Source organism: Gorillibacterium massiliense (genome assembly GCF_000455485.1).
Taxonomy (GTDB): Bacteria; Bacillota; Bacilli; order Paenibacillales; family NBRC-103111; genus Gorillibacterium; species Gorillibacterium massiliense.
The window spans coordinates 1-12,485 of record NZ_CBQR020000131.1; the positions used below are offsets into that span (position 1 = coordinate 1).

The 12,485-nt window shown below is 52.1% G+C and carries 17 protein-coding genes; 4 read left to right on the forward strand and 13 right to left on the reverse strand.

Features of this window, described 5'->3' with window-relative positions; all coding sequences use genetic code 11:
• A partial coding sequence (locus TJ79_RS17225) for an RsmF rRNA methyltransferase first C-terminal domain-containing protein (protein WP_040951590.1) occupies window positions 1-430 on the forward strand: 430 nt, incomplete at its 5' end.
• Window positions 431-542: 112 nt separating this feature from the next.
• On the opposite strand, the gene TJ79_RS17230 is transcribed toward TJ79_RS17225, so the two are convergent.
• Window positions 543-767, reverse strand: coding sequence for a hypothetical protein (locus TJ79_RS17230; protein WP_040951591.1), 225 nt, complete (start codon window positions 765-767; stop codon window positions 543-545).
• A gap of 225 nt (window positions 768-992) precedes the next feature.
• Between TJ79_RS17230 and TJ79_RS17235 the strand changes: the two genes are divergently transcribed.
• Window positions 993-1,790 (forward strand): ATP-binding cassette domain-containing protein, encoded by a 798-nt coding sequence (locus TJ79_RS17235; RefSeq protein ID WP_052339702.1) that lies wholly within the window; start codon window positions 993-995, stop codon window positions 1,788-1,790.
• Window positions 1,791-1,886: 96 nt separating this feature from the next.
• On the opposite strand, the gene TJ79_RS17240 is transcribed toward TJ79_RS17235, so the two are convergent.
• From TJ79_RS17240 to TJ79_RS17265, 7 genes are all read right to left on the reverse strand, one after another.
• Entirely contained in the window at window positions 1,887-2,849 is a 963-nt protein-coding gene (locus TJ79_RS17240) for a hypothetical protein (RefSeq protein ID WP_040951592.1), read from the reverse strand.
• Between the two features lie 204 nt (window positions 2,850-3,053).
• Window positions 3,054-3,851, reverse strand: coding sequence for a Cof-type HAD-IIB family hydrolase (locus TJ79_RS17245; protein ID WP_040951593.1), 798 nt, complete (start codon window positions 3,849-3,851; stop codon window positions 3,054-3,056).
• Entirely contained in the window at window positions 3,826-4,587 is a 762-nt protein-coding gene (locus TJ79_RS17250; RefSeq protein WP_040951594.1) for a pseudouridine synthase, read from the reverse strand. The genes TJ79_RS17245 and TJ79_RS17250 overlap by 26 nt, the downstream gene beginning before the upstream one ends.
• The gene (locus tag TJ79_RS17255) at window positions 4,562-4,864 is read right to left on the reverse strand and encodes a DUF309 domain-containing protein (protein ID WP_238323047.1); all 303 of its coding nucleotides are present in this window, start codon (window positions 4,862-4,864) and stop codon (window positions 4,562-4,564) included. Before TJ79_RS17255 ends, TJ79_RS17250 begins: the two co-directional genes overlap by 26 nt.
• Window positions 4,813-5,028 (reverse strand): DUF309 domain-containing protein, encoded by a 216-nt coding sequence (locus TJ79_RS28225; RefSeq protein ID WP_238323048.1) that lies wholly within the window; start codon window positions 5,026-5,028, stop codon window positions 4,813-4,815. Before TJ79_RS28225 ends, TJ79_RS17255 begins: the two co-directional genes overlap by 52 nt.
• A 57-nt stretch (window positions 5,029-5,085) precedes the next feature.
• Complete coding sequence (gene yjbM / locus TJ79_RS17260) at window positions 5,086-5,886, reverse strand: GTP diphosphokinase (RefSeq protein ID WP_040951595.1); 801 nt, start codon at window positions 5,884-5,886, stop codon at window positions 5,086-5,088.
• Between the two features lie 23 nt (window positions 5,887-5,909).
• Window positions 5,910-7,019, reverse strand: a complete 1,110-nt coding sequence (locus TJ79_RS17265; RefSeq protein WP_040951596.1) for a quinone-dependent dihydroorotate dehydrogenase — start codon at window positions 7,017-7,019, stop codon at window positions 5,910-5,912.
• 172 nt (window positions 7,020-7,191) lie between these two features.
• Between TJ79_RS17265 and TJ79_RS28460 the strand changes: the two genes are divergently transcribed.
• Window positions 7,192-7,326 (forward strand): hypothetical protein, encoded by a 135-nt coding sequence (locus TJ79_RS28460; protein ID WP_272944753.1) that lies wholly within the window; start codon window positions 7,192-7,194, stop codon window positions 7,324-7,326.
• A gap of 27 nt (window positions 7,327-7,353) precedes the next feature.
• On the opposite strand, the gene TJ79_RS17270 is transcribed toward TJ79_RS28460, so the two are convergent.
• From TJ79_RS17270 to TJ79_RS17285, 5 genes are all read right to left on the reverse strand, one after another.
• Window positions 7,354-8,814, reverse strand: coding sequence for a L,D-transpeptidase (locus TJ79_RS17270; RefSeq protein WP_052339703.1), 1,461 nt, complete (start codon window positions 8,812-8,814; stop codon window positions 7,354-7,356).
• 127 nt (window positions 8,815-8,941) lie between these two features.
• Window positions 8,942-9,178, reverse strand: coding sequence for a ferredoxin (locus TJ79_RS17275; RefSeq protein WP_040951597.1), 237 nt, complete (start codon window positions 9,176-9,178; stop codon window positions 8,942-8,944).
• Between the two features lie 61 nt (window positions 9,179-9,239).
• Window positions 9,240-9,521, reverse strand: a complete 282-nt coding sequence (locus tag TJ79_RS17280; protein ID WP_155987935.1) for a hypothetical protein — start codon at window positions 9,519-9,521, stop codon at window positions 9,240-9,242.
• Window positions 9,522-9,562: 41 nt separating this feature from the next.
• Window positions 9,563-9,709, reverse strand: a complete 147-nt coding sequence (locus TJ79_RS27305; RefSeq protein ID WP_155987936.1) for a hypothetical protein — start codon at window positions 9,707-9,709, stop codon at window positions 9,563-9,565.
• A gap of 31 nt (window positions 9,710-9,740) precedes the next feature.
• Complete coding sequence (locus TJ79_RS17285) at window positions 9,741-11,048, reverse strand: DNA polymerase IV (RefSeq protein WP_040951602.1); 1,308 nt, start codon at window positions 11,046-11,048, stop codon at window positions 9,741-9,743.
• A gap of 135 nt (window positions 11,049-11,183) precedes the next feature.
• Here TJ79_RS17285 and cimA point away from each other — a divergent pair.
• The coding region (cimA, locus tag TJ79_RS17290; protein ID WP_040951599.1) for a citramalate synthase at window positions 11,184-12,485 on the forward strand (1,302 nt) is incomplete at its 3' end.

Below are 12,485 nucleotides of genomic sequence, written 5' to 3' on the forward strand. Positions count from 1 at the left end.
GGCGCTGTTCCAGGAATTTGCCGCCGCCAATCTGCCGGGCTGGCAGCCCGGCCCCGGCGAGCCGCTCCTCTTCGGCGAGCAGCTGTACCATCTTCCACATGACGAAAGCCGGGCATTCACCGCGGAACGCCTGGAAGGCGTCCGCGTGCTGCGGCCCGGCTTGCACCTTGCGGAAGTGAAAAAGGGCCGGATCGAGCCGGCCCATGCCCTGGCTCTTGCAGCGCGCCGCGAGGATGCGGCGCGGGTGTACGACCTCGAGCCGGAGGCGGCGCTCACCGCAGCGTACCTGCGGGGAGAGGCGCTGCCGGCCGAGGGACGGGCCGACGGGTGGACGCTTGTCACCGTCGGTGGCTACCCTTTGGGATGGGGCAAGATCAGCGGCGGGCTGCTGAAAAATCACTATCCCAAAGGCTTGCGGCAGTTGAAGTGACAGTGCAACAGCCGAACAGCCTCCTCAACGGCTCCTCTTCCGCAGCGATGGAGGAGCCTTCCTTACGTCTAAAACCAGCATCCGCCAAATATGACGTACTCCCATAGTCCGGCTAAACATACCGGCATAGCGCCCCGCACCATCTGCCATCAGCCTCGCGGTTCCCTCCCCCTGCGTCTGGCAGCCGCCAGCGTTTCCGCATCCGCTTCCTGGTATCCGAGTTGCACCGGTCGGTCACCCCATGGACAACCTTCACGCTTTTCGTTCGTTTTCCACTGTCGATCTCAATGTCCACCATCAACTGCCGCTTATCCTTCTCCCTCTCGGCCATATCCACAAGACCACCTCCGAAAGACAACTACATTCTTGTATCATTATAAGCCACCAAATTTTTGAAGTAAATCTCGTATGTTATGTTTTATGACGTGAAAGAACAAATATTTAGATGATGTGTAATGTTTATTGACACGAATGAGTTGAATAGCATATGATATCCCTATTAGGGCACATCTACATGTCAGCAAATCCAATCAATCATCATCTTTCCGAAGGGGGAAGGGAAATGAACAGCCATTCAGAGCGGCGATCTGACGGAAGGACGATCTTGCTGTCCGCAGAAGGGTTGGAGGTGGATAAGAACGGCAAACGAGTCATTCGCGGTTTAAATTTTCATCTGGAACAGGGTGAAATGCGTTTTGTAATCGGACCGTTCGGAGCGGGAAAGACGACCTTCCTCGAAACGATTAGCGGAAAATATAAACCAGCAAACGGCAGGCTTTTGTTTCAAGGCATCGTGGATTTAGGAACCTTTTACGATCAGCAGATTGTCCGAATGGGCGTCGTCCTGCAAGGCCAATCGCCTTCTATCTTCACCTCGCTTAATTCCTTTGAAAATCTGTTCCTCGCCATGCGGCAAAATCGCAGACTGCTTCACTCATTGTTAGTGCGCACCACATCCGAGCAAAGCGAACGTATCGTATCGACATTGAAGCTGATCGGGTTGGATAAACGAGCTGGTTTGCCGGCAGGACGCCTGTCCCACGGCGAGAAACAACGCCTCGAGATCGGGATGCAGCTCATGCATGATCCCGACCTGCTGCTCATTGACGAGCCGTCCAGCGGACTTACCAGCGCAGAGAAAGAGAACATGAGAGAAATGCTCCTTAAAATCAATGAAAAGAAAACCGTGCTGGTCTGCGAGCGAGATCTGGAATTCGTGCGTTCCTTCGGCAAGCCGGTGACCGTCATTCAACACGGAACCGTCTTGGAAGAAGGCCCTGCCGATGAAGTCCTCGGCAACGAGCGAATCTATGCGCTATGCGCCGGTATAAAGACGACGGAAGACAATTTGCCCGCTTAACCCTCCGCTCGCCGGATCAAACAAAAAAAGGACGCTGCGATACTTCCGCCGGCGTCCTTTTCCTATCGTATTCGAAAGCTGTTGAACCGATGTCTTTCAATGATACGGCTCATTATCAATAATGTAATCCTCCAGCAGCTCATTCCTGTACATCAATGCCAAGTTCAATCCGTCGTAATCCTTTTCTTTATCCAGTTCCTTCAGCAATAGCGAGGAGATAACCTCCGCATCGTCGGCATGCTCCCGCTGGCGGAAATCGATATAACCGGTAAGGCGCCGATGTTGGATATCTATAGTTGCCGTCCCAATGGGCAGCCCGCCAGCCGATTGCTGATAGATTTCGTAGATCAACACATCTCCGTCATCGCGTATCAGAACGACGCTGAAATCCTCTTCATCAGGTGATCCTATGGTGCTTATGCTTATCGTCGGCTCATCGAGCAAATCTTCGTGGGTCAGTTCGATGGTATCCAGCGTTTCCCCTTCAAATTGATGCTGAATGGCAAAGGTATCCACCGTCTCTTCGTCAAAATCAGATACGATCAGCCCCGTCACAATCTCGATCTCTTCATCATTCGGGAATCGGTTCCACTTAACGCTCCCGATTACATCCGCCTCTTCCGCTCGTAAAAACACTTCCGCTATCCATTCATCATGGACGCCATAAACATGATAGTCGATGCGGTTGCGTTTTTCATTGACCACGACGAGCTCGAACATGTCACTATCCATCTCGGCAGTATACTCATCTTCATCCTGAACTTCCTCTTCGTGGTCGATGGCGACGATCCGGTCAAAGCTGCTGTACGTCACAACGACGTCGCAAGTATCCGCATTGACGGCGCCGGAAAAGGACTCCACATAGGATTGCAGGAATTTCACCACCTGCTCCTTCTCTTCCGCCGCCAGAGATTCTTCTTCCAGCTGCACCGAACCGACTGCCCGGTCGCCTTCCCGATAGATCAAGGCAAATGTACCGGCAAACCTTCCATTCACCATGACATCGCTCATCTCACCGCCAGCGGTCCGTAAATCAGGCCGCAGCTCAATGGTCTTCATGCTTCTCGCCTCCCTGTGGATGGTCAACTCCCCTCTAGGATTTCCAGCGTCAAGCAAAATTATTGCTCTACTGCCTGCCTAAACCATCTGTTACGAAATGTCCGGACCATTACCTCACACCGAGTATGTTGACTTATAGCCATAAAAATAGGCCATCCGCATTCCAATCCATGCAGATTAGCCTATTTGATATACCAGTGAGCTTTAAGCTTTAAGGGCGTAGGTATAAATCGCCTGGGCGACCCCATCCTCATTGTTGGAAACCGCCGTCACCACGTCTGCCCGTTCTTTTACCCCATCCGGAGAATTCAGCATGGCGACACCAAGACCCGCCCATTCGATCATTTCAATATCATTATAATAATTGCCGATAGCCATCGCTTCTTCAGCCGCTATGCCCCATCCTTCACACACATGCTTGAGAGCATCGCCTTTGGACACGGACGGGCTCATAATATCGATGAACTGGACACCGCTGCGAATTTTCCGCAAGGGGGAACCGATCGTCTCCCAATCCCGCTCCACTTGGTCCATAACCTCTTCCGGTCCGAAAAGGGTGAATTTCACGACCATATCGTCCACTAGCTCCACATTTTCCACTTCAAGCGGAGTAAGCTCAAACCGGCTGTACATGGCCCGCTCCTTGTCCGTTATCCGGTCAACATACAATTCATATGGCGAGCACAAGTCAAAATGAATACCTTTGTCCCGGCAGTAGGCGATCACCGGACGGATTTCCTCTAGTTCAATGGCGCAGCTGTACAGCACTTCCCGCCTGGCATAATCAATGACAACCGCGCCGTTGTGGGTGATCATAACTCCTTCCAGCCCAAGCTGCTCCAGAACGGGAGCCGCGCTGTTGCCTCCTCGTCCGGTGCAAAGCACGACCTTTGCCCCTTGGCTGTGCATAGCTCGCACCGCTTCACGGGTTTTCTCCGTCAGACGATGATCGTCAGTAATCAAAGTTCCATCTACATCAAGAGCGATCACTTTGTAATTCATGGTATCTTCTCAATCCTTCCAATTCGTCCCCGGTTAGCTCCCGGTATTCTCCTTTTTTTAGACGGTCGTCCAGTCTAAGGGTCCCCATGCTAAGGCGTTTCAAATAAACAACCGTTTTGCCGGTAGATTGGAACATCCGCTTGACCTGATGAAACTTTCCTTCATGAATCGTCAGCTCCACTTTAGCTGCATGGCCTGCCGCCGGATTTCCTTCTTCCAAAATATTCAGCTCGGCCGGAAGGGTTATGTATCCGTCATCCAGTTGGGCGCCTCGCCGGAACGCTTCTCGGTCAGCGTCCGTCACTTGTCCATCCACTTCTGCATAATACGTTTTAGGGACGTGTTTTTTGGGTGAAAGCAAATTGTGGGCCAATTGCCCGTCGTTGGTCAGAAGCAGCAAGCCTTCCGTATCCTTGTCCAGCCTGCCTACAGGAAACAGCTCAAAATGCCGGTAATCCCGTCCGATCAACTCCAAAACCGTCCGGTCGCGGTTATCCTCGGTTGCGGAAACATAACCCGGCGGCTTGTGCAGCATGAGGTATACATATTCGCGAAAAAGCACAGGTTCGCCGTTCACTTGCACGCTGCCCGCCTCGGGGTCGACCTGCATTCCGCTGTCTTTCGCTGGCTGGCCTCCCACCGTAACGGCGCCGGCTTTCACCAGTTTGCGGATTTCACTGCGGGTACCAAACCCGGCATGGGCAAGCAGTTTATCCAGTCTTTCCGTCTTCTTCATTCTCTTCCTCCGGCTTGTCCCACTCCTCCACCTGCTTGCGCAGGATCGGGTCAATAATGATGATATCAATCGGGCGGAATGGATGCGAGCCGCTATCTCCCTTTTCTACCGCCAGTCGGAGAGCCTCCAGATATGACTCACTTTCTCTCCTCAGTTTGCCCAAGTCAATGCCAAGGGCATCTGCGGGATAAGGGGCAAGCTTATGAAGCGCCTGGGTGAACAGCTTTACCGCCCCGCCGGTGTTTCCATTCCAGTGAATGGTACAAGCCGACGGCAATCTGGAAGCAGACCTTGGTACAGCAAATCATGATTTTCCTGGAGCCACAGCTCTTCCAAGACCTCATGACACTCGAAATAGTCCCGGTCGCCGTTGAAGTGCCAAATAAACGCGATATAGAGGGGATCATACTCCCGGCTATTTTCAGCCATTTTGTCATCCATTCCTCCACCCCGCTTCACATAGCATTAGGAAAGAATCGCGGCCACTTCCTGCTGGCTTTACCCTTGTTCCCGCTTCGCCTTACTGAGGGACGTCTGAACTGCTTCGGCCAGCTGCTTCAACCCCGTTATGTCTTCCTTCTCCCAAAGCTCGTTAAAACAGAATTGAAAATGGGCCGCTTCCCTTACCCGCCTGTAGAAATACAGCTCCTGAATTTCGTTAAGCATCGTGCTGACAAGATTGGAGCGGTCCTCAAACAGCTTCTGGGATTCGGTAATATCCTCGCGGATACTGGACATCTCCGTATCTAACAGATAGGCGGCTTCCGCCGCTTTGCTCAGCCGCTCTTTGACATCCTCTGGTAGATCTCCGCGGTACTTATAATTAAGGGAGTGCTCAATCGTCGCCCAAAAATTCATCGCCAAGGTACGGATTTGAATTTCCGCCAGCACCGGCTTCATGCCCAGGGAGGTCTGCACCGGATACTCGACGATGATATGATAGCTTCGGTAGCCGCTCTCTTTTTTATTGGTGATGTAATCTTTGGCGTAGAGGATCTTCATGTCATGACGCTGCTTGATCAACCCGGCCAGCCGTTCAATGTCCTCCACAAACTGGCACATGATGCGGATCCCGGCGATGTCTTCGATTCCCGTCTCCAGTTGATCCATCGGCACATTAAGCCGTTTCGCCTTGTCCAGTATGCTGGAGATCCGTTTCACCCTGCCGGTGACAAACTCCATTGGCGAGTATTCCTCGCGCATTTTCAGCTCCGAGCGCAGCAGCTTCAGCTTGATTTTCAGCTCCTCAACCGCCTGTTCGTACGGTAGCAAAAACTTGGACCAATCCCTGCCATCCATCCGTACTTCCCCTTCCAAATATGTTACTTATGATCTGCCCCAACCGCCTGCGATAAACGGGTGAAGCCATCTCGTTCAAGCAATTCGAGTAAGCCGCGGTTCAACTTGCGGTTAATGCCCGGTCCTTCGTAAATAAGCGCGGTATAGACCTCCACCAGACTCGCCCCTGCCCGAATGCGATCGTATGCGTCCTGCGCCGTAAAAATCCCGCCGCTCCCCACAATCGGCAGCGCGCCTTCCGTTAATGAATATAGCTTGCGCACGACTTCGGTAGATCTCGCCGTCAGCGGCTTGCCGCTAAGTCCGCCGGTTTCCTTGGCGTTAACATTCGTCAGACCATCCCGGCTGATCGTCGTATTGGTGGCGATGATGCCGGAAACTCCACTTCCCATAATGGTTTCCGTCACTTGTTCCAGTTCGCCGTCGGTGAGATCGGGAGCGATTTTGACAAGAACCGGCTTCGGTTCCGTTCCTTTTCTCTCTTTCTCCATATTGCCCAATATGTCCCTCTCGTCCATAACGGCAGCCAAGAGGCGTTTGAGCTCCTCCCCGTGCTGAAGACTGCGCAGGTTGGGGGTATTAGGCGAGCTGATATTGACTACAAATAAGTCGGCGTAAGCATATAATGCGCGGACGCATTTGCGGTAATCCTCTTCCGCCCGCTCATTGGGGGTGATTTTATTTTTCCCGATGTTGACGGCAATGGGGATCGTTCTCTTCGTTGTTTGTTCAAGGGTCGCCCGCATGGCCTCGGCGCCTTTATTGTTGAAGCCCATCCGGTTCACCAGTGCCAGATCCTCCGGCAGACGGAACAATCTCGGCTTATCGTTTCCCGGCTGCGCAACCGGCGTTACGGTCCCCACTTCGATGAAACCAAAGCCAATGGACGAGAAACCGGGAATGGCAACCGCGTCTTTATCCAGACCGGCGGCAAGTCCGACGGGATTCGGGAAGTGAATACCCCACAGATTCGTGGCCAGGGCATCGTGAGCAGGCACGCCGTACATCGCGTTCATCAACGGGAGTGCTCCGGGTATTTTGGCGCCAAGCTTCATGGCGTTCATCGTGAAATGATGGGCATCTTCTGGCTGCATCCGAAACAGCACCGGCTTTAGCAACGATTTATACAGCATAGTTCACACTCCGGTCGATAAGTTCACGGGTCATTTTTGCAAAAAAGGCACCCCGAAACAGTTTATTCTTTTACAGTGAAAAAGAAAAGGCGAAAGGCTAAAAAAAACGACGAAAACGTTTTCTAAATATGATAAAATAGAAAAAAAGCCTCTGTAAGGACGGTCGATAAAGATGACGAAAAAACAACAAAGCTACACACAAAAGCATCACAAGGAAGAACCAAACAAGAAGGCCATTATTTGGACCGCTTCCATTGCCTGCTTCTTTCTTGTGGTCATGATCCTGCTTCTTATATTCTTTTCCTGATCCTTTTATTTCCGTACATACCTAATGCTAATCGAGCCAGCGATATATTTTGCCCGGATTCGACTCTATTCCTTGACGGGGTAGGCGGAACCGGGTTTTTTCTCGTAAAATGTCTGACGGCAAGGTGCCCGTGGTCACGGTCACTTTCGTTCCGAGAGGCGTCATATCATACAGCTCTTCAATATCATCCTTAAGCATGCGAATGCAACCGTGGGATTCATCTTTTCCCACTGTCCAAGGGGCATCGGTGCCATGAATGGCGTAAAGAGAATCGGATAAGGCCATACCCCGGCTTCCGAAGGGACCGTCGGATCTGCCGTTGGGATTGCGGACTTTTTCGCGGATATCAAAAACACCCTCAGGCGTTTTATCCCCTCCAAGTCCGACGGGATAGCTGCGCAGAATGGTTGTCCCGCTGACCAATGCCAGCCGGTGAACGGATTTATCGATGATGATCTCCAAGGTGGAACTAAGCGGATTCGTTGATAAAGTGGGATTCGGGCTAGCAGACCCCGCCGCTACCCCGCCAGATCCAGATGAATTCCCCGCCCCTGCTGTTCCAGGGTTCTTTTCTGTCCCGCCATTTTGCGGAGATGGGCCGCTACCGGGCCCATTGCCTCCCTGTAGATCTTGGATGATCCCAGGCCATGCCAGTTTCATCTCCGGAGATAAACCGGGCAGCCGGTTGTTCGGGTAATCGCCCGCGAGGGCATCCGCCGAAGACGGCAGTTTGCCCTTATCCTGCAAATAATGAACCGCGGCTGAACGCAAGACCGCCAACTGCTCCCGCTCCACTTTCCACGCCTTCACCACCACAGATGCTTTTCCATCGGCGGAAGGTTGACAGCGGCAAGAGGTGGCGTCTTGATAAAGAACCGTTGCCGCCGAGCCTTGATCCGACCAGGTTTGCGACAACAAAATGCGCGGCGGTATCGGCCAAAATGTCCAGAGGCCGTCTTTACTGGACGAGGCTTGCGCCAGCACGGCATAACGAACCGGCGACTCCCGTGGAAAGATCATGTCGCTTAACGCTTGCTTCAAGCCTTCCGGATTTTCGATGCCCTTGGCATAAAACACCTGCCGTTCATCGCGCTGGGCAACGGCATTGGCATCTGCCGCCGTTTCGGCTTTCACGACTTCGGATTGTTTTGCCGTATCCTGATCCGGTGTTCCAGGAGCGAAGGCCGTTCCGGCGATCAAGAGAAGCCCTATCAGCGCTAGCCTGGCCATACGGCCGACAGATCTGCTCTTTGCTCTGATCGGATCGGCTTGCATCTTGACTAGCAGCTCATCAGGTGCATCTCCAGGCGAACGAGGCAGCTCTTTCTCCTCATACGCCTCAAATATTTCACCCGCTTTTTTATAACATTGAAGGGCTTTCCCCTTGTTTCCTTGCTCTTCATATTGTCTGCCTAACAAATACCATCCCATCTTGTTCTCGGGATGCTGCTTAACGAAATCTTTCAGATACTGCGGATCGTTCTTCATTTCGGCAGCCTCCGTTCCTGCTTCTTATATCGGCTAACGGAAAGCGCTTTTGAAGCCGCTATCATCTGTCGGAGATGATTGCAAAATAAAAGCCCCCTGCGCACAGGGAGCTTAAACGTACGATGCCTTATTTATTGAATGGCGCATCTGCAACTTTAATGGAATCTGTAGGGCAGCCGTCTTGTGCATCTTGCAAATCATCGTAAAGGTCTTCCGGAATCTCCGTGTTGCCATGATTTCCATCGCCTTCATAGATGACTTCGGCAATACCCTCATCGTCGTAATCGTAGATGTCTGGAGCGGTTGCGCCGCATGCGCCGCAAGCAATGCAGGTATCTTTTTCAACCCATGTGTACTTTGCCATTATCGTTTACGCCTCCTAATTTATATCCTATACAAAACTATAATATAAATCATTGCAAAGTTCAAATAGAGGTTTTATTGAAAAACGTTCTCAAATTGAGATCATTGCTTAATTGCAACAAAAAGATTATGCAGGCTGTCGCCCAGATGATAGGCACCCCGATTAACCCGGTACAAGTAATCGAGCCATTTTTCATATTCTCGGAATTCATCGCATTTACGGCACGCTCCATAACAGCGCTTATTCCGTCTGTTGCCGCATGTTCGGCTTTTTTCACCGGAAACGGCTGCATCAACCGCTCCATATCATCCGGTCCAATGGAGTAGAAGATTCCCTCATCCAAACCCAAACCTCCGTCTCCGAAAACGGCAGCGGGAGGCTGCTTCAGCAAAAATGGCCGGGTCTCGCTCCACCATATGTGAGCAAGCGGATCGTCAGTAAAAATTCCATACGGTGATAATTGTCCCGTTCCAACCGGCCGGCTTCATCATACCAATTGTAATGATCGATAATCATCTGTCGCTTTGACATCGTTCATCCACCCTATTTCAATAGAAGAAGATCATTCTTCTTCCTCTTGCTGCTTCTTGCCCGCCTTTGGCCGCAGATGATCCATCTGCAAGGAGGTACCCCGTGTTTTATGGTTGCGGATTAGCGCGGAAGGGTCCTCGCTCAGCATCCCTGCCGTCAGAATCGCGCTTTCACCGAATTTGTCTCGAATCTGATCCATGGTCTTGTTGAGATTTTCCTTCTTCGGCTGGCGTTCATAATCAAAAAGATCCATCTGGATAGCGGCTTCCGAACGGGGCTGCAAACTCTGCAGCGTAATGCCGAGAAGCCGAACCGGCTTACCCTCCGGCCAATGCCGGGCAAACAGACGGCAAGCTTCCTTATAAATTTCGTCAAAGCTTTCGGTGGGAGCGTCCAGCGTAATCGCCCGGGTGATGGTCTTCATGTCCGGGTCGCGGATGGTGATGGAGATAGTGGAAGCAATCAGCCCCTGCCTTCTCATTCGCCGCGATACTTGATCCGCCAGATTGAGGAACACCCGGTTGATGTCCGCTTTTTCCGTGAAGTTGGAAGGCAGCGTCGTCGTATGGCCGACGGATTTGCTCGCTTCCATGATCGGATTGACCGGCGAATCATCCTTGCCGTGAGCCGCTCGCTTCAGCCATGCTCCCATGATGCCGAATTCCTTTGTCAGCATAGTTTCATCGGAAGCCGCCAATTGTCCGACTGTCCGAATGTTGAGCCGCTCCAGTTTCTCCGCCGTCCGCTTCCCTATTCCGTATATCGTATCGCAGGGCTTATTCCACAGCACGCCCGGCACATCCCGCAAACGCAGCACCGTGAGGCCGTTGGGCTTTTTCATATCGGAAGCGATCTTAGCCAAAAGTTTATTCGGCGCAAGGCCGACAGAGCAAGGAAGCTTAAGCTCCTCGCGAATGCGCGCTTGAATAGCCTCCGCGATTTCCAGAGGCGTACCGAACTGCTTAGAGCCGGTGATGTCGAGAAAGCACTCGTCAATGGACACCGCTTCAAGCAAGGGGGTATAGCTTCCGGCGATCTCCATAAACCGGCGGGAGAATTGCCGATAGAGGTGAAAATCAGGCGAAATCACCATCATCTCTGGGCACAGCTTCAGTGCTTGCCCGACCAGCATCCCCGTTTTTACTCCTTTAGCGCGAGCAGCATAGGAAGAAGTCACAATGATCCCCCGGCGCAATTCGACGCTTCCAGCGACAGCGAGCGCTTTTCCTTTGTATAGATCAGGCTCGACTGCCTCATGTACGGAGCAATAGAACGCGTTCATATCGATATGCAGGATGACTCTCCCGTTTTTTGGATAGTAGGCGGAATTGTTCTTCATCATAATTTCAGATTACCGCTAGAGCCGCCCTGGGTCAATGAAGGAAGTACCTCGAAAGGTTGAGTCCGCCGCCACATTCTGTGCTATAATAAAGCAAATTATGAGACGATCAGCAGGGAAGGAGATCTGAAAGAGATGTCAGAGCAAATTTCGATTTTTGACACGACGCTGAGAGACGGCACGCAAGGTGAAGGCGTCAGCCTGTCTGCTGAGGACAAGATCAAGATCGCCCAGAAGCTCGATTCCCTTGGCGTTCATTATATCGAAGGCGGCAATCCCGGCAGCAACGGCAAAGATATTGAATTTTTCCAAAGAGTCAAAAACCTCAAGCTGAGGGCCAAGATTACGGCCTTCGGCAGCACCCGCCGCAAAGACAGCGCTGCCGATCGGGATGCGGGCTTGCAAAAGATTATCAGTTCCGGCGCATCCGCTGCCACGCTGGTCGGAAAATCATGGGACTTCCATGTTACCACCGCCCTGCAAACGACGCTGGAAGAAAACTTGGCGATGATTCAGGACTCCTTCCGGTTTTTGAAAAGCAATCAATTGGAAGCGATTTTCGATGCGGAGCATTTTTTTGATGGTTACAAAAATAACCCGGAATACGCCCTTCAGGTGTTGAAAAGCGCCGCAGAAGCTGGCGCCGATTGGCTAGTACTGTGCGATACCAACGGTGGAACGCTGCCGGATGAAATCTATCAGATCGTGACCAAGGTAAGAGAAACCGTGGATCGCCCAATCGGCATTCACACCCACAACGATTGCGAGCTTGCCGTTGCCAACACCCTCGCTGCTGTAAAAGCAGGCGCCCGGCAGGTACAAGGCACCATCAACGGGTACGGCGAGCGCTGCGGCAACGCCAATCTCTGCTCGATCATCCCGAATCTGCAATTAAAGCTCGGCTATCGCTGCATAACCGGCGAACAGCTTCGTTCCTTGACAGGTACAGCCCGTTTTGTCAGCGAAATCGCCAACGTGACGATGCATTCTACCCAACCCTACGTCGGCCCTTCCGCATTCGCCCACAAAGGCGGTATTCATGTTTCGGCGATTCTCAAGGATTCTAAAACCTACGAGCACATTACGCCGGAATGGGTTGGCAACAAGCAGCGCGTACTCGTCTCAGAATTGGCCGGACAAAGCAATCTGCTGTTCAAAGCTCAGGAGATGAACTTGAACCTGGACATGGAAAACAGCAGAACCCGCCAGATCATCGATAAAATAAAAGAAATGGAACATCAAGGCTATCAGTTTGAAGGAGCCGACGCATCCCTCGAACTCCTGCTCCGCGGAGCCGCCAGCGAACCCGAGGAGGAAATCTTCACCATCGAATCCTTCAAGCTCCTGGTGGGCAAAAACGGCAGTGACTCCATCACCTCGGAAGCGATTCTCAAGGTTAAAGTCCATGGCGAAACGGTTTATACGGCAGCCGAGGGC

Bases quoted from the DNA above. Each gene is read 5' to 3' on its own strand.
- TJ79_RS17235 (WP_052339702.1), top strand. From the start codon at position 993: ATGAACAGCCATTCAGAGCGGCGATCTGACGGAAGGACGATCTTGCTG.
- TJ79_RS17240 (WP_040951592.1), bottom strand. From the start codon at position 2,849: ATGAAGACCATTGAGCTGCGGCCTGATTTACGGACCGCTGGCGGTGAG.
- TJ79_RS17245 (WP_040951593.1), bottom strand. From the start codon at position 3,851: ATGAATTACAAAGTGATCGCTCTTGATGTAGATGGAACTTTGATTACT.
- TJ79_RS17250 (WP_040951594.1), bottom strand. From the start codon at position 4,587: ATGAAGAAGACGGAAAGACTGGATAAACTGCTTGCCCATGCCGGGTTT.
- TJ79_RS28225 (WP_238323048.1), bottom strand. From the start codon at position 5,028: ATGGATGACAAAATGGCTGAAAATAGCCGGGAGTATGATCCCCTCTAT.
- yjbM (WP_040951595.1), bottom strand. From the start codon at position 5,886: ATGGATGGCAGGGATTGGTCCAAGTTTTTGCTACCGTACGAACAGGCG.
- TJ79_RS17265 (WP_040951596.1), bottom strand. From the start codon at position 7,019: ATGCTGTATAAATCGTTGCTAAAGCCGGTGCTGTTTCGGATGCAGCCA.
- TJ79_RS28460 (WP_272944753.1), top strand. From the start codon at position 7,192: ATGACGAAAAAACAACAAAGCTACACACAAAAGCATCACAAGGAAGAA.
- TJ79_RS17270 (WP_052339703.1), bottom strand. From the start codon at position 8,814: ATGAAGAACGATCCGCAGTATCTGAAAGATTTCGTTAAGCAGCATCCC.
- TJ79_RS17275 (WP_040951597.1), bottom strand. From the start codon at position 9,178: ATGGCAAAGTACACATGGGTTGAAAAAGATACCTGCATTGCTTGCGGC.
- TJ79_RS27305 (WP_155987936.1), bottom strand. From the start codon at position 9,709: ATGTCAAAGCGACAGATGATTATCGATCATTACAATTGGTATGATGAA.
- TJ79_RS17285 (WP_040951602.1), bottom strand. From the start codon at position 11,048: ATGAAGAACAATTCCGCCTACTATCCAAAAAACGGGAGAGTCATCCTG.